Raw genomic sequence first — 16,076 nt, forward strand, 5'->3', positions numbered from 1 at the left:
GCGAAAGTTTTTCAACGCCGGTTCATTTCCTCCAACGGCTCGCGCATTGCATCGAACTGCGTGCCGAAGCCCTTCCAATCTCCGGACTTCAATCGCTCCACCGCTTGATTGTAGCGATCAAGCGCCTCCCGTGCGTGACTTGGCGCCGGGCTTGCAAGGGGCGTCTCCTCTGTCGTGCTTGAGACTGGCGACTTTGCGCCGGGCTCTACGAACAGCGCCGCCAAGGCCTCGTCGAGCGTCTCCTTCATTACGACATGTTCACCGTAGGCTGCGATCACCCGTTTCAGCTCCGGCAGGTGCCCCTGCTGCGCGCGCAAATAGAGTGGCGACACGTAAAGCAGCGAGTTCTCGATCGGGATCACAAGCAGATTCCCGCGAATGACCCGCGAGCCCATTTGATTCCACAGCGTGAGTTGTTGCGAAATCTCCGTATTCTGATTGATCCGCGCCTCGATCTGGAACGGGCCGTACACGAGCTTGTCCTTGGGAAATTCGTAGACAATCAGTTTTCCGTAGTCGGGTGCGTCGCAACGCGCGGCGAGCCACGCAATCATGTTGTCGCGGCGGCTCGGCACCATGGGAACCATGAGGAAGAATTCGGCCTGCGGCTCGCCAGGCAGTCGCATGATAATATAATAGGGGGGCATCGGTGAGACGCCTTCGCCGTCCGGCTGACGCGGGAATTGCCAGAGATCCTCGCGGTTATAGAAAACGTCGGCAGCCTCCATGTGATAGGTTTGATACAGCCGCGCCTGAATCCGGAACATATCTTTTGGATAGCGAATGTGCTTCCGCAAGTCCGGAGGCATGGCCGTGAACGGCTTGAACAAGGTCGGAAAGATACGCTGATAGGTCGCCGCAATCGGGTCGCCGGGGTCGATCAGATAGAAGTCGACGGTCCCGTTATAGGCGTCGACAGTAACCTTCACGGAATTACGAATGTAATTGAGGTCGAGATCTTGCGCAGGCTGCGCAGAGGGAAAATAGGAACTCGTCGTGTAGGCGTCCTGCATCCAGAACATTCGCCCATTGCTGATAACCAGATAGGGATCATGATCAAGCCTGAGGAATGGAGCGATCGTACTCACCCGTTCCTGGATGTTGCGTCGGATCATGATCCGGCTGTCGCTCGTGATGTAGCTTGAGAGAAGCAGGTTCGGGTCGTTGAAATAGTAGGCGAACAGCGTTCTCCACACCATCGCTCCGATCGGAACGCCTCCGGCGCCGTCATAGGCGGCATAGACGTTGTCTTTCCCTTTCGGATAATCGAACTCCGGCGTGCTCCCCTTGACGATGACGTAGTCGCTGCTCTCTTCACCGTAGTAGATGCGAGGTTCGTCGATCTTGGGACCTCCGTCCGCGACTGGCGGAATATCCCGCAAATAGAAGAGCGGAAGTCCTTCAGTGGTCTTGCGGGTGACCGGGCTCATCACTGCGCCATTACCGTGAGTGAACAGCACGTGGCGGTTGACCCATGTCTGGGCGTTCGGCGGCAACAACGAGGGTCGCAGTTCGCGAGCCGAGAGCATCACGCTTTGGTAGGAGCCGTCGAGCCAATAGCGATCGACCTCGAGATTAAGGAATTTGTAGTAGGTGCGGATCTCTTGCAGCTGCGCGTAGGTATCCGACAACGGCAGCCAGTCCCACAGCCTGATATTTTCGATTGTCGCCTTGTTGGCCTCCAGCGTTTTGAACGTAAGATTATGTTCGGCGCCAAACGGCTTGGCTGCGATCTGTTCGAGATTGTAGGCCTGCCTCGTGAGTGCGATGCTGCGTTCGATATAGGGCTTCTCAAGCTGCAACTCGGTCGGCCTGACGAAGAAGTGCCGGAACAGCGAAGGGGCGAGGCCGGACAGCACGACAGAGCCGACGCCGACGAGGATGAACGCGACGGCAAGCAATCGGTAGGTGCGCACCCGCATGTTAACCCAGGCGGTGAACGCCGCGATGATCGCAAGCCCGACCATGAGCCACAGGCCCGGTAGTCCCACGTGGATATCGGTGAAGCTTGCGCCGACGACTACGCTATTGTCGCCGTAAAGCAGCAGATAGCGGTCGAGGCCGTAGGACCAGGCCTTCACGCCGAAGAGAAGGCCGACCAGCGCCGAGCCGTGAGCAATCACTGTCGGCGAGATTGATCGGCGGTGAACGCTGTATTCGATGTCGCCGCGCACCCAGTAGATCGCTCCGGCGAAAAGTGCACTTAGAACGAGGGTGAACAGCATCCAGTTCTTGACCGCGATATAGGCGGGCAGTGAGAAGAGATAGAAGCCGATGTCCTTGTTGTAGAGGGGATCCTCTGCGCCAAAAGGCACCTGATAGAGAAATTGCAGGAAGATGCCCCAATCGCCGGTCTCTGCAGCGGCGACCAGCAGAGCGAGCAAACCTGCACCGAGCGCGATAAACCGGGGCCAAGTCAGTCGATCGCGCATCATAATGGCGAACGGATCGGGCGGCGCATTGCCAGCCGGGTTCCACGCGGAGGCGGCAGCCTGTATCGCCGGCCGCCCGGCAAAACGCCGCGCGAGCCATCCGTTCAACCAAAGGACGGCGGCGGTCGGCGTCCAGACGGCAAGAAAGACGACGGCTTTGGCGCTGATCGCCGTTAAAAAAACCTGCAGATAGCCGATCGAGGAAAACCACAACCAATCGACCAGAAAGTCGCTCGCCAGGGCAAGCAGGATCAGGCAAATTCCTACGAAGAGAGCCGCAATGGTCAATCTGACCACGGCGTTTTGCCTTGGTGCCTTCCGTCCGGGTCCAGTGATCCCGATCGTCATGGGTTGATGATAGCGGAAATAAGGAACGCCCGCCGCTTGATTCTTGGACGGAACTGCAGGCGAAGGGCGGCGCGCGGTTGCTTGAAGTTCCGTCGTCGGGATCGCGGAAGCCTGTTTCGGATTTTGTCAGGGCCGGATCAGCCGATGGCTTCCTCGCCAGGTCAGCCCGATCCGCATGGATCACGCAATCGGGCAAGAGCGTGGCTCGTCCCCTCGTGACGCTAACGAATGGTACATTTGCACGAACGCTATCGGGTATTTTATGCCAATGTATGCACGATCACCGGCCCGGCGACCGCCGTGGCCGGCCCGATGAGCAGGGGCGCGAGGTTCTGTTCGATCCATGCGAGCCCGCGTCTGTTCGACTCCTCCGCTCCCGCGTGGTTGTTGAAGATGCTGATCGCCATCACCGTGTCGTCCGGCGCATAGACCACATAATAGGCCATGAAACCTTCGACATCACTGATGATCGGAATGGCACCCTCCTTGATCCTGCGTGCCAGCTCTTCGGCCATGCCAGTCTTTGCTTTGCCCTGTCGAATGGCGGCGTACATGCGCTCCTCCTTCACCGGCGGACTGCCCGCAGTCGCGACTGCTGCGACGCTGCATCAAGGCGAAATAGGCGGGGGCGAGCAGCCGAATTTCCCGCGTACCGAAACCTACGCCATCCACCGCAACGATACCATCCAAGCCTCACGCCTGTCGGTCCCGGCAGCCCCAGTCTGGTGATCAGGCACGGTCAGTTGGCGCGGCACTTAAGTTGATGCCTTCGCCATGGCGGAAACCCACCACATTGACGGCATCCGTGCCGTTGTAGATTCGCGGATCTGTTCGGAGTGGAGGCAAATGGCGCTCCCTAGCGGAATCGAACCGCTCTCTCCACCGTGAAAGGGTGGCGTCCTAACCGATAGACGAAGGGAGCAAAAACCCCGGCCGATCCAGCGGCCCGAAATCAGGCCAAGGATACCGCGGTTCTGCACGGTTATTTCTAAAATCGCCGCAACATCAAAGCTTTAGGGCTAATCTATCGCGGGCGGCACCGACCGAAAGCAAATCAGTTTGGTGCCAGCGGCCGAACGTATAGTGACGTTTGTTCGGGTCGGCAAGTGGTCGGTGAGGGATCAGGTAAATGATCCCCATGGGGCGCGCCAACCTCGTGCACAGGACATTTCGAACTCTTCCGCACCTTTCAACGGTTCTTAAAGCATGCGGGCCTAAGGCTCTCCTTTGGGGGCGTGGAGCGATGCGATGGCACTGACAAAAAAACGCGATACACGCCGGTCCGTGCACCAGGCCGGATGGATTACGCTGGATGGCGGCTTCGCGGCCCGGCAATGCAATGTGCTGGATCTCTCGGCCTCTGGCGCAAAAGTCGTTGTCGACGATCCCACCTCGGTCCCCAACAGGATGAAGCTGGCTTTCTCGCGCGATGCGCGCACCGGGCGTACTTGTGAAGTGGTCTGGCGCCGCGGCAAGACGCTTGGCGTTCGCTTCATTATCTAGGACGGGATCGACTTGCGACCCGATATCGTCATCCCGGTATTGATGGGCTGCGCACTGCTCTGGTGGATCAGCCGCGGCATGAGTTGGCCCACACGCCTTGTCGTGGCCGCGATCACGCTGGTGGTGATCGTTGGCATCCTGCTGATCGAACGTTCGTTGTAATAGCGCTCAAGAGAGCGCCTGCGCACAAGAGAGCGCCTGCGCACAAGAGAGCGCCTGCGCATAAGAGCGCGTCAGCGTTCAGGAAAGCTGCGGCGCAACATAGGTCTGGAAGCCCGGCCGTGCCGAGATCGCCTGGTACCAGCGCTGCAGGTGCGGAAGTGGCGGGCGGGTGACGCCCTCGACGCCGAACCAGCGCCGCGCGTAGCAGCCGATGGCCAGATCAGCCAGGCTGAAATCATCGCCTTCCATCCAGGCGCTCCGGGAGAGCTGCCGGTCGATAATTTCCCACAGCAGCGCATTGGCGTCGGCGACCTTCTGCAGCGCCGCCATATCCCGTTCAGCCTTGGGTGTGCGCACCAGTCCCCAGAACAACGGGCGCTCGGCCGGCTGCAATGTCGTCAATGTCCAGTCGAGCCAGCGTTCCATCCCGGCGCGCGCCTTTGGGGCGGAGGGATAGAGGGTCGACGTGCCACCATAGGCCAGCGCGATATAGCGCATGATCGAATTGGATTCCCACAGCACGAAATCGCCTTGCACCAGCGTCGGCACGCGGCCGTTGGGATTCATCGCCAGATAGTCGGGCTCGTCGTTGCGGCCGAACTGCATGCCGGCATCGATGCGGTCATAGACGACATCGAGCTCCTGGCAGCACCAAAGAACCTTTTGCACATTGACCGAATTGGCGCGGCCCCAGATCTGCAGAGGCGGAGAGGGAGTCTGTGGCACGATGAACCTCGCTGGCGGATAAGCACCGTAGGTTTAGCCAGCAACGTGCCGCCATCGCAAGGCCGGTCGCGCGTCAATCTCTCACAATGGAGCTAGCCCGCAAACGAAACAGGCCCCGCGTGAGCGAGGCCTGTTCATCGGTTCAGCTCGGGAAGCGTCAGCGACCGAAGAAGAGCCACAGCAGAATGATCACCGGAATCGGTACACCCAGTAGCCAGAGCAAAATTCCACGTCCCATCGTCGCAGCCTCCATGAAATCAGTATCGCATCATCAACGCAGCACTGCTCATGACGTTCCACCGCTGCGAATCCAGCGATGCATTTTGTGAGTTACCAATGTCCGGTGTTGGGCATGGACGACCACGGCTCCTGCGGCGGCAGCGCGTCGCCCTTTTGCAGGAGTTCGATCGAATGCAGATCGGGCGAACGCACGAAGGCCATCTGGCCGTCGCGCGGCGGACGATTGATGGTGATGCCGAGCTTCATCAGCCGATCGCAGGTCGCATAGATATCGTCGACCTCGTAAGCGAGATGGCCGAAATAGCGATCCTCACCGTATGTCTCTTCATCCCAGTTGTAGGTGAGCTCGATCAGCGGCGCGCCGCGCCCCTTGGTCTTGGCCAGCAGCACCTCGTCTTCGGCGGCGCACAAGAACACCAGAGTGAATTTCGCCTTGTCGTTGTCGACCCGGCGGACTTCCTTGAGGCCCAGCGCATCGGCATAGAATTTCAGGGCCGCATCCAGATTGCGGACGCGCAGCATGGTGTGAAGGTAGCGCATTGGAATTGTCTCCATGGGATCGACACAAGCGAGCAACCACGAGGGCAGCGGCGCCTGCCATAGCAGCTAAACGAGACAAATGGCAGATGTCGCTTCGAGAAAGAGGGCGCCCCATCTGAATTGTCAAGAGCGCTGCCCTCAGGCGCTGACATCCACAATGGCGGGCGTATCGATCTCGCGCTTGTGCCAGACGGTCAAATCCTTGCGCGGCTTTTCCCACGCATATTCATCGCCGCTGGCGTGCAGATGTTGGAGAGCCGCAACATGCGCGTCGTCGGCACTCTTCGCCTCGACAACGATCTCCACGGATTCCTCTACGGAGCGAACGACGACGACGCTAAAAAACTTCTTTGCCATGCGGGCATAACCGCCGACGCAAGACTACGTTCCCGCGGATGATCCGTCTGGTCGGCTCGCTTGTTGTTTTACCGGCGACTTTGTCGTGCGGGCAGCCCCAAAGGGCAGGGCTAGGTCGGGGCGATGCTGAGGTTATAGTCCTCGATCTTTTCCTGCGTGATGTCGACGATGGCGCCGGGAAACCGAACCGCCTTGCCCGACGAATCGAGTGTGCATTTACCGCGCGCATAGACCCAATGAATGTCGCCGTGAGAGACGACACGATATTCACGCGAGAAAACCTGACCTGTCGTCAGCGAGCGATTGATATCGGCGGCGACATCAGCGATGTCATCCGGATGAATGGCATCCAGCCAGTCTTGCAACGGCGTGCCTCGCGAGGCCAGGTCCGCATTGACGCCGAACAGGCGGGCGAATTTGCCGTCGGCATAGACACGGTCGTTGGCGATATCCCAATCCCAGGTGCCGACCAGACGGTCGCGAATGCTGGCGTCGTCCTGATGGCGCGTGCCGGTCCGGGCCGCTTCGAGCGACGCCATGCGCAGGAGTTGCGCCAGAATGGTTTGATGGCTGGTCTCCGCCGAAACGGCGAGCTCCCTGCAGATCTCCGAGATGGGCCGACCGGCGATCATGCAGCGATCCCAATCATCTGAGGCTCCGGAACTTGTTGGCCGATCGGTCGTAGTATTACGTATATTGATAGGCATTCAATTCGACGTACAGGGAAAAGGTTCCGAAACCTTTCTGTACAACTTGGGAGTGTTACTCGTGTGGCGGTTTGGAAGAGCGTCGGATGAGGAGGCCTTAAAAATGGTTGTGACCTACCTCACCATTAACGAGCCGGAGCGCCGTCGCGAAATATTCGAGCTCGCTGAAAAATATGCGAAGCAGACCTGCGCTCCGCCGATCTCGCAGGACAATATCGACACGAAGTAGCACAGCAGGAAACTAACGGATCGGGCAGGGTCGCCTCCCGATGCGGAATCTGTAGTTTAGTTCGATCGCGGAAACGGCTAAAATTAACAGTCCCAAACGGCTTCATTAAAATCCGTTCTGACTGCTAACCTTCATTGGTTAGGTTAAAACCAGAGTATGATTGCGCGGAAATACGGCTGAGCTATTCATTTCCCATCGAGGGAGTGACCCATGTCCGCTTCGTTTCACAATGCCGACAAGCCGACGCATCGACGGGTAATGCTCGTAGGATTTCTGTTCTGCGCAGCCTTTGTTGCCGTGAGCTTCTTTGCTCGGCCACAGCCAACGTCAGATCACGTCCTGCTCAAGGCGGACAAGCTTGTGCGCACCGCGGGCCAGCCGGTAGCGGCCAACTAGGCCCCGCCAGCTTTAGCGCTGGCTCGGCACGGTGTTGGGCGTGAAAGGCACGATCACGCGTACCGGCTCTTGCGGCGCTGGTCGCTCATAGGCGACACGCTGGGCGCCCTTGCTGGCAACAACGGATGTCGGCTCGAGGAGCCGCGGTACAAAGGCGATCATTCCACAGACAAGCGCGACCGCGCTGAGCAGGAATAGGCCATTATCTTCTTCTCTCGGTCCCATGCCATGGAAACACCGCACTGCGGCGTTCGTTCCGATGGGCTATATGACCGTATACGAGCGGCTGCGGGAGGAAGGTCATGAGAATTGTCGGTGTCGGACTGCTGATCGCTGTCATGCCGCTGCAGGCCTTTGCGGAGACTCCCAGGAAGCCGGTCGCGACCAAGCAGGCGATGAAGCCTGCACCGCGGAAACCGAATCCCTGTGCGGAATACGGCGCCGGCTTCGTGCTGGTCGAGGGGACGTCGACCTGCATCAGGATCGGTGGGAGCCTCGGCGTCGCTGGCGGCGTTTCGCACTAAGGCACGGATCGCTGCCGGGACAGGTGGTGGCTGCCTCAGACCTTCTTGTCGAGCTCACTCGGCTCCTCCGGCGGCTCGCGATGGTCGTCATAGGCCCGCTTCGCCTGCAACTGGTCCCATGCCCCCATACGCAATGACAGCCGGCCGTAAGGCGGTGGGTTCGGCTTCAGTTCGACGGGTTGAACGATAAGGGCTCTGGACGTCATCTCCCGACAATACCGGGGGCGCGATTGGGTTCTCCGAGTTCTGGAAGTGCAGTTAAAGACGGGTTGGCGAGATCTGCGGCATTTGAACGATCGCTCGAGCGGCGCCAGGAACAAGTCACAATAATGCGTGTTCTGCACTCACCAAACGACATACGGAACTCGTTGAATGGACGAAGAATTCAGTGACAGCGGCGAGCAGCTCGCCACTTACATCAACCAGTTGATTGAAGAGGCCAACAACGATGGACGACCTGAAGAACAAGGGGCAGCCGGACCGCAGCAAGATCAACATGCACGAGGCGCATGAAGTGAAATACTGGACCCATCAGCTCGGCGTTTCCCGCGAGGAGCTGCAGGCGGCGGTGGAGAAAGTCGGCAATGCTGCTGCGGCCGTGCGCAAGGAGCTGGCCCGTTAGAAGCGATGCATCTGTCAAAGCAGGCAAACAAAACGGCACCCGATCGGGTGCCGTTTTGCTGGGTGACATAGGTGACATACCGGAGTCAGACGCCCATGGGAACGCCGTAATAGTCGTTCACCGCGCGGGCCCGCGATGTATCAGCCCAGTTCCAGCTATTGTCGTTACCGTATTTTGGCGCATTTTCGAGCTGCTTCTGCGTGACGCCAATGCGATAGCCGCCAAGCTCCGCGTCGTATTTCAACGACTGCCAGGGCAGGGGATAATGTTCGTCGCCAATGCCGAGAAAGCCGCCGAAGCTGAGCACAGCGTAAGACACCCTGCCACTCTTCTTGTCGATCATCACGCGCTCGATCGAACCGATCTTCTGGTCATCGGCGCCGAACACTGCGGTGCCTTCGACCTTGTCGCTGCCAATCAGGTTACCTTGTTCACTTGCTTCGATGGGCATGTAGAGCCTCCCTTTGGGTTGTGTCTGGCCAACCGGTGAAAGGGAGAAACGTTCCTGCGTCGTTGCTGCGCGGACGTTCTGGAGACGTAGTTCCGTCAGCGGCTGGCGACCAGGCGCAGGCGCGGCTTGAGCGTCTCCTGCAAGTCTTCAGCAAGCTTGAGAACCCGCGGATCGCTGGAGCGGGCCGCGCATGTGGAGAACTGATTGACGGAACGGGCAAGCGCTTCGCGTTCTTCGCGCGTACGTGTGACATGCGGACTCGACAGGCGCAGCACCATCTGGCCGAGGCCGACGAGCAATTCGTCGAGCGCTTTGTCGATCTTTGCGATCTGTTCGATCATCGCCATCACTCCACTGCTCGTACGCGCGTCTGTGCGACACCGCGTACATTCATGAAGAGGAAAGCGTCGGCTTTACGAGCCGTTCCGATAACCGGCCCTTCATAGTGAATGAAGCATGAAGACGGTGCGGGCTGCGTTAAGGCCTCACCCCGAGATGATCGGTGCCTTGTCGCGGGGGAGTGCAGCGCAACGATGCGTATAGGGTGACGGTTTCAGTTTGCGATGCGTCACGGGAATCATCTTGTCGTGTCCGTTGTGTTCATCGAAGAGGCGCAGCCGCTCTCTGATGAATTCGGGGTGCGCCGCGTGAAAGGCCTGAAGCTGACGGGCGAGCTGCGCGCGGCGATAGCGGATGGGCGTCATGACGCACTCCCGGTCTGGAACCTGAGCAGTGAAATGTTACAGGCCGTGAAACCAACAAAAAAGCTTGGCGTTATTTGGCCAGTGGTGAACAGAGAGGATTTCACATGAAAAAGGCAGCATTGATCCTGACCACTGTCGCAGCCATCGGCACCACTGCCATGACGGCGCCGGCTGAAGCACGGGGATGGGGTCGAGGTTGGGGACCGGGTCCCGCAATCGGTTTCGGCATTGCCGCAGGTGCGCTGGCAGCGGGGGCGCTTGGCGCGTATGGACCTTACGGATACGGATACGGACCACGCTATTATTATGGCTACGGTCCCGGCTACGGTTATTACCGACCGCGCTATTATCGGCCGGCCTACTATGGCGGTTACTATGGTCCCGGCCCCTATGCCTATTATGGCCCGCGCTACTATCGCAGCTACGGCTATTGGTAGGCGCCGAACAATATCAAGGCCCGGAGCATAGCTTCGGGCCTTTTGCGTTGAACGTGACTCGCATTCAATAAAAAGCCCGCCAGATCATGGCGGGCTTTTTATTGAATGCTCCTGCGCGAGCAGGTTGTAACTAGTGCCGCGCGCGGCGTTCCTGACGTGGTGTCACGAACTCGTTCCAGTCGGTGGCGCGTACCTTTTCGATGGTGGTCTCGTAATAGTCTTCACGCTCGCGCTGAAACTTTGCCTGCTTCTCGCGAAATTCTGCCACCCGGCGTTCCATGTCGGCGCGTGCCGCTGAAATTCTTTCTTCGTTCATTCTCTTCTCTTTGTTTCGCTCCCCAAGGAGAGCATCGATGTCGAATGCGGCATCAATCTGATCTTTGCAAGGCGACCGGTGGATAAGTCGCAGCCCGCAACGCTCACACCAGCTTGAGATCTCCCGCACCGAATCACCGGTAAAACAAAACCTCGCTTCACGGCCCTGAAGCGAGGTTGGATATTTCGACGCCGACAACGCGACAAGGTTCCGCTATTCAGCACTCTCCAGAGCGAGGGCCTGTTCGAAATCCCGCATTCGCGCATCGACCCAGTCTTCGTCCTGACAACTCAACAACAGCATTTCCCGTTCTGCCTTGCGGCAGAATGCCGGATCCGGATCGATGCTCTTCCAAAGCTCGACACGTGCCAGCAAATCCATGTCAGTCTCCCTGTTTCCCAGTCGCATATGCCCCGCCAACCCGGCGATTCCTGTGACGTCCCGATAAAAAACTGGCGAAGAATGTTCTTGTTATGTTCTAGTTTGGCTCCGCCGTTCTGTCCACCGCGATCTTGCCGCGGCAGATTGAATTGCACGGAGATTCTGCAGGGGACTGGTGTGATCCCAGGCTCCAGATTTTGATCCGCGATGGAGAGTGTCATTGTCATCGGTTATAAGGCCGCTCGATCGGGGCCTTTTGCTTCGGCGTCTGTTTTGGAGGACTGCATGAGCAAGCAGGCAATGCGCGAAGAGGCCGAGCGTCTGATCCGCGAGACCATGGAGCGCAAGGCGCTGGTGGTGAAGCAGGGCGACACACGGATCATGACGACCTGTGGCAAGTGCGGCGCGTCGAACAAGGTCTCGGCGCCGAAGGGCGTTGCGCGGGTGTCCTTCACCTGCAAGGAATGCGGTCACGAGCAAGTCACGCTCTGACCCTTTGCTGAAGCCGGACATCGGCGCGAAAATTGCTTTGTGTTTCGCGGTGGTCCGGGGCAATAATTGCGGCAACGGCTCGGTTAGAGCCGGCTGCAAAAAATTCAGGGCGTGAAATTGTTACCCTTGGACCGGTGCGTATTTGCTGTGTTGGGGAAGACCATGCGTTTTTGGGTTTTGGGGACTTTCGGAATATCTCTGGTGGCGTTGGCCACACCGTCCGCCGCTCAGTCCATTCGGACAGCAGAACCGCTCATCCTGGCGCCTTACGAAAGTGCGCTGGTTCAGGACGGGTCATGTGCGGCGGGCAAGATCTTGAAGGTGACCGGCGCCATTCGTGGCCTGCGCCGCAAGAAGCTGTGCATTCCGCTGAACGAGGTCCAGGCCTCGCTGGGCTCGGTGGTTCAGTAGCCGCTCGCGGCAAGGCTTGCTTTGGCCGGCCGGCTTTCCGAGTTCGCGTCAATCGCCGGTTAACGCTGGAGTGAGCATGCGCTTGGGCTGTACGGGCGACGTGTTATCCTGCCGGCATGATCAGTCTCGTCCCAGTCGCCGCCGTCCTGGCGTCCGAACGCGGCGTCCGGCCGCCGCCGGCGATCGATTCCAGTGACGCCTCCCAGCGCGACTATTGGGCTTACCGGTTCAACGTCTCGCCGACCGAATTGAACGCTGCGATCGAAAAGGTCGGCTCCTCGGTTGCCGCCGTGCGGCGACACCTCGGCAAATAACCCGGACCAACAGACCTCTCCCCGCGTGGAAGCCGTAAGGAGAAAGCCCCGCCGGGGAAGGGCGGGGCTTTCTGAAAACAGAGCATCGGGGAGACTGCTCCGGCTTTATAAACGGTCGCGTCCGGAATCGTTCCGCAGCGTTGTCCGGATACGCGTCTGCATGGCTTCGTAGAAAACGTCGCGCTCGTGGATCATCTGGGCCTGGCGAGCCTTGAACGAAGCAACGCGCTTGAGGATCTCGGCCCGTTCAGATGGGCCGGAATAGAGCGGATTTTTCCGGGCCGGAGATGGCGCGTTGGTTGGAGCTGCACCGGGAATGTCCTGCGCACTGCACTCCGGGGGGGCAATTGCCGCGTCCGCCGCATGTACAATCAAAGCAGGGGCCGTCGTATGATCGGCGTCCGTGATGGCGGGCGAGGTGGCGGCTTCCGTTGAACCGGATGCTTGCGACGGCGCGTGGTTCGGCGGCTGCCAGATGTTCAGTCGCTGGGCCGCGACCGGATGCGCCGCTGCGACCTCCTGCACGAATGCGAGCGTCTGCGCGACCAATCGGTCACGCTCTTCTTTCCAAGATGCCATGACGCGTTTCCTCAATCCCACATACATTGTCTGCGAAACGCGAGCTCGACGTCAATTGAATTGCATCCATCGTGATGTCTTCGGTGCATGATCTCGCTGCCATGCTTGCGGCGCATGGGTGTTACCGCTAGTTCGGAACAAACGGGAGATTTCCATGGCCAAGATCGATCTGGACTCACTGAGCATCGAGGAACTTGCGGCATTGCGCGATCATGCATCCGACAAGCTGGCGGAAAAAGTAGCTGCGCGGCAGGCTGAGCTCGAAGCTGAGCTCGATAAGCTCGCGCAGTATGGCAAGTCCACGAAGAAGTCCCAGACAGCGCCCGTGGCAAAGCCGAAGAAGGACGATCTGTCGAAGAATGAGCTTTCCGCCGACGTTTCGCGGGCTGCATAAAGATTGTTCAGATCGGTATTTAACTGCTTGAGGGCGGAGCGCATTTCAGCCCCGTCCTGATCTTTGATCTTGATGCGGTGTTTTGACACCGTCCATATTTTATTCAATTGGTACGCGCTGGCGCGCATTTGACGCGCCTGGGAAAGAGTGCGGACATATTTTGTCGGACCGTATTTGTGCCGACCCTTGATATCAAATCTCTCTCGGTTCCCGAGCATCCTGCATTGCGGGAGGATATCGACAGGCCCGCCAGGAACGGACGCGCCAAAGCGAAATAGATCGGGGGAAACGCCGTGACGAAGCAAAACATCCGTTGATCCCGGCCTGATGGCACCGGATTCTGGTCTGCGGCATTGTCGTCGGATCACTTCTTCTCGGACCTTCCAATGATTGCAACCGACCTTCGCACCGGCGTAGATCGTCTTGGCGAGATGATCGCCGAGGCCAGAACCATCGTGCCGTTCACCGGCGCGGGGATCTCGACCGAAACGGGCATTCCCGACTTTCGTTCGCCTGGTGGCTTGTGGACCCGTAACCAGCCGATTCCGTTCGACGAGTTCGTCGCCAGCCAGGAAGCACGCGATGAAGCCTGGCGGCGGCGCTTTGCGATGGAAGAGACATTCGCTGCGGCCATGCCCGGGCGCGGGCATCGGGCGCTCGCCTCGCTCTACAAGGCCGGCAAGATTCCCGCCGTGATCACCCAGAACATCGACAATCTGCATCAGGCGTCCGGCTTCAAGGCTGACGCCGTGATCGAGCTACACGGCAACACGACCTACGCGCGCTGCATTGGTTGCGCGAGGCGCTATGAGCTCGATTGGGTGAAGAGCAGATTCGATTCCGAAAGACGGGCGCCAGACTGCACGGTATGCGGCGAACCTGTGAAGACTGCGACGATCTCATTCGGTCAGGCGATGCCTGAACATGAGATGCGTCGCGCAACCGAGCTGTCGCAGCGTTGCGATCTGTTCATTGCGATTGGATCGTCGCTCGTCGTGTGGCCCGCAGCGGGATTCCCGATGATGGCGAAACATGCCGGCGCACGACTCGTGATCATCAACAACGAGCCGACAGAGCAGGACGATCATGCCGACCTTGTCATTCGCCACGATATCGGTGAAACGCTCGGGCCGTTCGTCGGAAATTGATGCGCGATCGATTCGTTGGAGTGCAAGCTGTTCATAGCTGTCACTGTGTTCGTTTTTTGTCTTTGCTGATCAGGCGACAGTGTTATCTTCGAATCGAGAGATTCGCACCGTACCATCATGAATTAGCATCGATGGGGCATGCGAGATGGCGCTGACAGGGCTGACAGCGCAAATGATAGTAGGATCCGGGGCCATGGGGTCGGATGCATTTGAGTCCAAGCGTGTCGGGGGATTGATTCCCGGAGCTGCGGGTCCGCGACCAGGGAATGAGCACTCAGGCAACGCAAGCCGCGATGCACTCGACCCGTTCGCGGGTATCGGCGAAGGCAACGCAGTCGATCTCGTCGAGATCAGCGGTGTTATCAAGTGGTTCGATGCTTCCAAGGGGTATGGCTTCATCATTCCCGATAACGGCGCTGCCGATGTGCTCCTGCATGTGACCGTGCTGCGCCGCGACGGCTACCAGACTGCCTATGAAGGTGCCCGTGTGGTCGTGGAATGTACCCAGCGGTCCAAGGGCTATCAGGCTTTCCGCGTCGTCTCGATGGACGAGTCGACCGCCATCCATCCGGCGCAGATGCTGCCACCGCGCACCCATGTCAGCGTGACGCCCACCAGTGGCCTCGAGCGGGCGCAGGTGAAGTGGTTCAACCGGCTGCGTGGCTTCGGCTTCCTGAGCTGCGGCGAAGGCACGCCGGACATCTTCGTCCACATGGAAACCCTGCGCCGTTTCGGCATGACCGAATTGCGTCCCGGCCAGTATGTACTGGTGCGCTTCGGGCCCGGCTCCAAGGGCATGATGGCTGCGGAGATCCAGCCCGAGGGCGGTGCGCCCGGCCTCTCGTCGCACTAAGCCGTTCGCGGTTTCCGGGTTCTTGCAGGTTCCCCGCCGGCTTTACCATAGGTCCATCACGCGGCTGTGCATCGCGACCGTCTGGCGCGGGCATACATCGTCAGGCTAGGGTCGCGCCGCCCGGCGTCCCGACCGGGCTCTTGCGTGGATTGCCCTTTATGAGTCTGTTTAGCTTCGCCGCCCGCTGCCGCCTCTCGATGCTGGCGGTGATCGCCGCTCTGGCCCTTGTCGGCCCTCACAAGCCAGCCCTGGCCGCCGAATTCCAGCCGCTTGAAATCGTCACCAGGTCCGGCGTGCGGATGTTCTCCGTCGAGATCGCCAAGACCGACGAAGAGCGAGCGACCGGCCTGATGTATCGCAAGGAGCTCGCAGACGGTCGCGGCATGCTGTTCGACTTCACGCCAGAGCAGCAGGTCTCCATGTGGATGAAGAACACCTTCGTTTCCCTCGACATGGTCTTCATCGCCGGTGATGGCCGGGTGCTCCGGATCGCGGAGAATACCGAGCCGCAATCCCTCAAGATCATTTCCTCGGGTGGTCCGGCACGGGCGGTTCTCGAAGTGGTCGCAGGCACCGCTAAAAAATACGGAATTGCACCCGGGGACCAGGTGGTCCATCCGCTGTTCAAGAAGCGGTAAGTCATTGAATATAATGGGGGATGGTCGGGGCACTAGGATTCGAACCTAGGACCTGCGGTACCCAAAACCGCCGCGCTACCAGGCTGCGCTATACCCCGACGATCCGGTGTCGATACACGCTTAGGCGGGGGGCAGCAAGGCACCTGACGGCGATTTCTCGCTTGTCCCGCAC

General features: G+C 59.3%; 28 protein-coding genes and 2 tRNA genes. 14 read left to right on the plus strand and 16 right to left on the minus strand.

Going from position 1 to position 16,076, the window contains the following annotated elements:
- Positions 1 to 11: 11 nt before the first annotated feature.
- From AC1RLZ_RS12215 to AC1RLZ_RS12225, 3 genes are all read right to left on the minus strand, one after another.
- The gene (locus tag AC1RLZ_RS12215; RefSeq protein ID WP_493188839.1) at positions 12 to 2,780 is read right to left on the minus strand and encodes a UPF0182 family membrane protein; all 2,769 of its coding nucleotides are present in this window, start codon (positions 2,778 to 2,780) and stop codon (positions 12 to 14) included.
- Between the two features lie 260 nt (positions 2,781 to 3,040).
- Positions 3,041 to 3,334, minus strand: a complete 294-nt coding sequence (locus tag AC1RLZ_RS12220; protein ID WP_371421379.1) for an antibiotic biosynthesis monooxygenase — start codon at positions 3,332 to 3,334, stop codon at positions 3,041 to 3,043.
- 293 nt (positions 3,335 to 3,627) lie between these two features.
- A tRNA-Glu gene (locus AC1RLZ_RS12225) sits at positions 3,628 to 3,702 on the minus strand.
- A gap of 326 nt (positions 3,703 to 4,028) precedes the next feature.
- Between AC1RLZ_RS12225 and AC1RLZ_RS12230 the strand changes: the two genes are divergently transcribed.
- Both AC1RLZ_RS12230 and AC1RLZ_RS12235 read left to right on the plus strand, forming a co-directional pair.
- Complete coding sequence (locus AC1RLZ_RS12230; RefSeq protein WP_371421380.1) at positions 4,029 to 4,283, plus strand: PilZ domain-containing protein; 255 nt, start codon at positions 4,029 to 4,031, stop codon at positions 4,281 to 4,283.
- A gap of 12 nt (positions 4,284 to 4,295) precedes the next feature.
- Entirely contained in the window at positions 4,296 to 4,445 is a 150-nt protein-coding gene (locus AC1RLZ_RS12235; RefSeq protein ID WP_493188940.1) for a hypothetical protein, read from the plus strand.
- A 78-nt stretch (positions 4,446 to 4,523) separates the two neighbouring features.
- On the opposite strand, the gene AC1RLZ_RS12240 is transcribed toward AC1RLZ_RS12235, so the two are convergent.
- The 4 genes from AC1RLZ_RS12240 to AC1RLZ_RS12255 all read right to left on the minus strand — a co-directional run bounded on the left by AC1RLZ_RS12240 (position 4,524) and on the right by AC1RLZ_RS12255 (position 6,940).
- Positions 4,524 to 5,171, minus strand: coding sequence for a glutathione S-transferase family protein (locus tag AC1RLZ_RS12240; protein WP_493188841.1), 648 nt, complete (start codon positions 5,169 to 5,171; stop codon positions 4,524 to 4,526).
- Positions 5,172 to 5,501: 330 nt separating this feature from the next.
- Entirely contained in the window at positions 5,502 to 5,951 is a 450-nt protein-coding gene (locus AC1RLZ_RS12245) for a VOC family protein (RefSeq protein ID WP_371421382.1), read from the minus strand.
- Positions 5,952 to 6,089: 138 nt separating this feature from the next.
- Entirely contained in the window at positions 6,090 to 6,308 is a 219-nt protein-coding gene (locus tag AC1RLZ_RS12250; RefSeq protein WP_371421383.1) for a hypothetical protein, read from the minus strand.
- Between the two features lie 110 nt (positions 6,309 to 6,418).
- Positions 6,419 to 6,940: a PAS domain-containing protein gene (locus AC1RLZ_RS12255; RefSeq protein ID WP_493188842.1), complete on the minus strand. Its 522-nt coding sequence runs from the start codon at positions 6,938 to 6,940 to the stop codon at positions 6,419 to 6,421.
- A gap of 178 nt (positions 6,941 to 7,118) precedes the next feature.
- On the opposite strand from AC1RLZ_RS12255, the gene AC1RLZ_RS12260 reads away from it, so the two are divergent.
- Positions 7,119 to 7,244: a hypothetical protein gene (locus AC1RLZ_RS12260; RefSeq protein ID WP_493188843.1), complete on the plus strand. Its 126-nt coding sequence runs from the start codon at positions 7,119 to 7,121 to the stop codon at positions 7,242 to 7,244.
- Between the two features lie 210 nt (positions 7,245 to 7,454).
- Positions 7,455 to 7,640, plus strand: coding sequence for a hypothetical protein (locus AC1RLZ_RS12265; protein WP_493188844.1), 186 nt, complete (start codon positions 7,455 to 7,457; stop codon positions 7,638 to 7,640).
- Positions 7,641 to 7,652: 12 nt separating this feature from the next.
- On the opposite strand, the gene AC1RLZ_RS12270 is transcribed toward AC1RLZ_RS12265, so the two are convergent.
- Positions 7,653 to 7,865, minus strand: a complete 213-nt coding sequence (locus tag AC1RLZ_RS12270; protein ID WP_493188845.1) for a hypothetical protein — start codon at positions 7,863 to 7,865, stop codon at positions 7,653 to 7,655.
- Between the two features lie 77 nt (positions 7,866 to 7,942).
- On the opposite strand from AC1RLZ_RS12270, the gene AC1RLZ_RS12275 reads away from it, so the two are divergent.
- Entirely contained in the window at positions 7,943 to 8,164 is a 222-nt protein-coding gene (locus AC1RLZ_RS12275; protein WP_493188846.1) for a hypothetical protein, read from the plus strand.
- 35 nt (positions 8,165 to 8,199) lie between these two features.
- Here AC1RLZ_RS12275 and AC1RLZ_RS12280 read toward each other — a convergent pair whose 3' ends face one another.
- A complete protein-coding gene (locus AC1RLZ_RS12280) occupies positions 8,200 to 8,370 on the minus strand; it encodes a hypothetical protein (RefSeq protein ID WP_493188847.1) in 171 nt (56 codons plus the stop codon).
- A 242-nt stretch (positions 8,371 to 8,612) separates the two neighbouring features.
- On the opposite strand from AC1RLZ_RS12280, the gene AC1RLZ_RS12285 reads away from it, so the two are divergent.
- Positions 8,613 to 8,786, plus strand: coding sequence for a DUF3606 domain-containing protein (locus AC1RLZ_RS12285; RefSeq protein ID WP_371421390.1), 174 nt, complete (start codon positions 8,613 to 8,615; stop codon positions 8,784 to 8,786).
- A gap of 85 nt (positions 8,787 to 8,871) precedes the next feature.
- Here AC1RLZ_RS12285 and AC1RLZ_RS12290 read toward each other — a convergent pair whose 3' ends face one another.
- The 3 genes from AC1RLZ_RS12290 to AC1RLZ_RS12300 form a co-directional block, all read right to left on the minus strand.
- Positions 8,872 to 9,237 carry a PRC-barrel domain-containing protein gene (locus tag AC1RLZ_RS12290; protein ID WP_493188848.1) on the minus strand — a complete coding sequence of 122 codons (366 nt, stop codon included), beginning with the start codon at positions 9,235 to 9,237 and terminating at the stop codon, positions 8,872 to 8,874.
- 95 nt (positions 9,238 to 9,332) lie between these two features.
- The gene (locus tag AC1RLZ_RS12295; protein ID WP_493188849.1) at positions 9,333 to 9,578 is read right to left on the minus strand and encodes a hypothetical protein; all 246 of its coding nucleotides are present in this window, start codon (positions 9,576 to 9,578) and stop codon (positions 9,333 to 9,335) included.
- A gap of 144 nt (positions 9,579 to 9,722) precedes the next feature.
- Positions 9,723 to 9,941, minus strand: a complete 219-nt coding sequence (locus AC1RLZ_RS12300; RefSeq protein WP_493188850.1) for a hypothetical protein — start codon at positions 9,939 to 9,941, stop codon at positions 9,723 to 9,725.
- 104 nt (positions 9,942 to 10,045) lie between these two features.
- Here AC1RLZ_RS12300 and AC1RLZ_RS12305 point away from each other — a divergent pair, with 104 nt between their 5' ends.
- Complete coding sequence (locus AC1RLZ_RS12305) at positions 10,046 to 10,378, plus strand: hypothetical protein (protein WP_493188851.1); 333 nt, start codon at positions 10,046 to 10,048, stop codon at positions 10,376 to 10,378.
- A gap of 130 nt (positions 10,379 to 10,508) precedes the next feature.
- On the opposite strand, the gene AC1RLZ_RS12310 is transcribed toward AC1RLZ_RS12305, so the two are convergent.
- Together AC1RLZ_RS12310 and AC1RLZ_RS12315 are read right to left on the minus strand one after the other, a co-directional pair.
- Positions 10,509 to 10,694, minus strand: a complete 186-nt coding sequence (locus tag AC1RLZ_RS12310; RefSeq protein WP_371421395.1) for a hypothetical protein — start codon at positions 10,692 to 10,694, stop codon at positions 10,509 to 10,511.
- A 213-nt stretch (positions 10,695 to 10,907) separates the two neighbouring features.
- Positions 10,908 to 11,075 (minus strand): hypothetical protein, encoded by a 168-nt coding sequence (locus AC1RLZ_RS12315; RefSeq protein WP_493188852.1) that lies wholly within the window; start codon positions 11,073 to 11,075, stop codon positions 10,908 to 10,910.
- Positions 11,076 to 11,360: 285 nt separating this feature from the next.
- On the opposite strand from AC1RLZ_RS12315, the gene AC1RLZ_RS12320 reads away from it, so the two are divergent.
- From AC1RLZ_RS12320 to AC1RLZ_RS12330, 3 genes are all read left to right on the plus strand, one after another.
- A complete protein-coding gene (locus AC1RLZ_RS12320) occupies positions 11,361 to 11,567 on the plus strand; it encodes a hypothetical protein (protein WP_371421397.1) in 207 nt (68 codons plus the stop codon).
- Positions 11,568 to 11,768: 201 nt separating this feature from the next.
- Positions 11,769 to 11,978 carry a hypothetical protein gene (locus tag AC1RLZ_RS12325; protein WP_371421398.1) on the plus strand — a complete coding sequence of 70 codons (210 nt, stop codon included), beginning with the start codon at positions 11,769 to 11,771 and terminating at the stop codon, positions 11,976 to 11,978.
- 116 nt (positions 11,979 to 12,094) lie between these two features.
- A complete protein-coding gene (locus AC1RLZ_RS12330; RefSeq protein WP_493188853.1) occupies positions 12,095 to 12,292 on the plus strand; it encodes a DUF3606 domain-containing protein in 198 nt (65 codons plus the stop codon).
- Positions 12,293 to 12,397: 105 nt separating this feature from the next.
- Here the strand turns inward: AC1RLZ_RS12330 and AC1RLZ_RS12335 are convergent, their stop codons facing one another.
- Complete coding sequence (locus AC1RLZ_RS12335) at positions 12,398 to 12,841, minus strand: hypothetical protein (protein ID WP_493188854.1); 444 nt, start codon at positions 12,839 to 12,841, stop codon at positions 12,398 to 12,400.
- A gap of 184 nt (positions 12,842 to 13,025) precedes the next feature.
- Between AC1RLZ_RS12335 and AC1RLZ_RS12340 the strand changes: the two genes are divergently transcribed.
- The 4 genes from AC1RLZ_RS12340 (at position 13,026) to AC1RLZ_RS12355 (ending at position 15,904) form a co-directional block, all read left to right on the plus strand.
- Positions 13,026 to 13,265: a hypothetical protein gene (locus AC1RLZ_RS12340; RefSeq protein WP_493188855.1), complete on the plus strand. Its 240-nt coding sequence runs from the start codon at positions 13,026 to 13,028 to the stop codon at positions 13,263 to 13,265.
- A gap of 386 nt (positions 13,266 to 13,651) precedes the next feature.
- A complete protein-coding gene (locus AC1RLZ_RS12345; protein ID WP_493188856.1) occupies positions 13,652 to 14,413 on the plus strand; it encodes an SIR2 family NAD-dependent protein deacylase in 762 nt (253 codons plus the stop codon).
- Positions 14,414 to 14,606: 193 nt separating this feature from the next.
- Positions 14,607 to 15,266 carry a cold-shock protein gene (locus AC1RLZ_RS12350; protein WP_371421403.1) on the plus strand — a complete coding sequence of 220 codons (660 nt, stop codon included), beginning with the start codon at positions 14,607 to 14,609 and terminating at the stop codon, positions 15,264 to 15,266.
- A gap of 197 nt (positions 15,267 to 15,463) precedes the next feature.
- Positions 15,464 to 15,904: a DUF192 domain-containing protein gene (locus tag AC1RLZ_RS12355; protein ID WP_493188935.1), complete on the plus strand. Its 441-nt coding sequence runs from the start codon at positions 15,464 to 15,466 to the stop codon at positions 15,902 to 15,904.
- 21 nt (positions 15,905 to 15,925) lie between these two features.
- Here the strand turns inward: AC1RLZ_RS12355 and AC1RLZ_RS12360 are convergent.
- A tRNA-Pro gene (locus AC1RLZ_RS12360) sits at positions 15,926 to 16,002 on the minus strand.
- Positions 16,003 to 16,076 lie beyond the last annotated feature (74 nt).

The organism is Tardiphaga sp. GW822-FHT04G09, assembly GCF_058800725.1.

Bases quoted from the DNA above. Each gene is read 5' to 3' on its own strand.
- AC1RLZ_RS12315 (WP_493188852.1), bottom strand. From the start codon at position 11,075: ATGGATTTGCTGGCACGTGTCGAGCTTTGGAAGAGCATCGATCCGGAT.
- AC1RLZ_RS12270 (WP_493188845.1), bottom strand. From the start codon at position 7,865: ATGGGACCGAGAGAAGAAGATAATGGCCTATTCCTGCTCAGCGCGGTC.
- AC1RLZ_RS12345 (WP_493188856.1), top strand. From the start codon at position 13,652: ATGATTGCAACCGACCTTCGCACCGGCGTAGATCGTCTTGGCGAGATG.
- AC1RLZ_RS12230 (WP_371421380.1), top strand. From the start codon at position 4,029: ATGGCACTGACAAAAAAACGCGATACACGCCGGTCCGTGCACCAGGCC.
- AC1RLZ_RS12275 (WP_493188846.1), top strand. From the start codon at position 7,943: ATGAGAATTGTCGGTGTCGGACTGCTGATCGCTGTCATGCCGCTGCAG.
- AC1RLZ_RS12300 (WP_493188850.1), bottom strand. From the start codon at position 9,941: ATGACGCCCATCCGCTATCGCCGCGCGCAGCTCGCCCGTCAGCTTCAG.
- AC1RLZ_RS12295 (WP_493188849.1), bottom strand. From the start codon at position 9,578: ATGATCGAACAGATCGCAAAGATCGACAAAGCGCTCGACGAATTGCTC.
- AC1RLZ_RS12245 (WP_371421382.1), bottom strand. From the start codon at position 5,951: ATGCGCTACCTTCACACCATGCTGCGCGTCCGCAATCTGGATGCGGCC.
- AC1RLZ_RS12290 (WP_493188848.1), bottom strand. From the start codon at position 9,237: ATGCCCATCGAAGCAAGTGAACAAGGTAACCTGATTGGCAGCGACAAG.
- AC1RLZ_RS12340 (WP_493188855.1), top strand. From the start codon at position 13,026: ATGGCCAAGATCGATCTGGACTCACTGAGCATCGAGGAACTTGCGGCA.
- AC1RLZ_RS12215 (WP_493188839.1), bottom strand. From the start codon at position 2,780: ATGACGATCGGGATCACTGGACCCGGACGGAAGGCACCAAGGCAAAAC.
- AC1RLZ_RS12320 (WP_371421397.1), top strand. From the start codon at position 11,361: ATGAGCAAGCAGGCAATGCGCGAAGAGGCCGAGCGTCTGATCCGCGAG.
- AC1RLZ_RS12305 (WP_493188851.1), top strand. From the start codon at position 10,046: ATGAAAAAGGCAGCATTGATCCTGACCACTGTCGCAGCCATCGGCACC.
- AC1RLZ_RS12220 (WP_371421379.1), bottom strand. From the start codon at position 3,334: ATGTACGCCGCCATTCGACAGGGCAAAGCAAAGACTGGCATGGCCGAA.
- AC1RLZ_RS12355 (WP_493188935.1), top strand. From the start codon at position 15,464: ATGCTGGCGGTGATCGCCGCTCTGGCCCTTGTCGGCCCTCACAAGCCA.
- AC1RLZ_RS12265 (WP_493188844.1), top strand. From the start codon at position 7,455: ATGTCCGCTTCGTTTCACAATGCCGACAAGCCGACGCATCGACGGGTA.
- AC1RLZ_RS12255 (WP_493188842.1), bottom strand. From the start codon at position 6,940: ATGATCGCCGGTCGGCCCATCTCGGAGATCTGCAGGGAGCTCGCCGTT.
- AC1RLZ_RS12330 (WP_493188853.1), top strand. From the start codon at position 12,095: ATGATCAGTCTCGTCCCAGTCGCCGCCGTCCTGGCGTCCGAACGCGGC.
- AC1RLZ_RS12285 (WP_371421390.1), top strand. From the start codon at position 8,613: ATGGACGACCTGAAGAACAAGGGGCAGCCGGACCGCAGCAAGATCAAC.
- AC1RLZ_RS12260 (WP_493188843.1), top strand. From the start codon at position 7,119: ATGGTTGTGACCTACCTCACCATTAACGAGCCGGAGCGCCGTCGCGAA.
- AC1RLZ_RS12280 (WP_493188847.1), bottom strand. From the start codon at position 8,370: ATGACGTCCAGAGCCCTTATCGTTCAACCCGTCGAACTGAAGCCGAAC.
- AC1RLZ_RS12350 (WP_371421403.1), top strand. From the start codon at position 14,607: ATGGGGTCGGATGCATTTGAGTCCAAGCGTGTCGGGGGATTGATTCCC.
- AC1RLZ_RS12310 (WP_371421395.1), bottom strand. From the start codon at position 10,694: ATGAACGAAGAAAGAATTTCAGCGGCACGCGCCGACATGGAACGCCGG.
- AC1RLZ_RS12250 (WP_371421383.1), bottom strand. From the start codon at position 6,308: ATGGCAAAGAAGTTTTTTAGCGTCGTCGTCGTTCGCTCCGTAGAGGAA.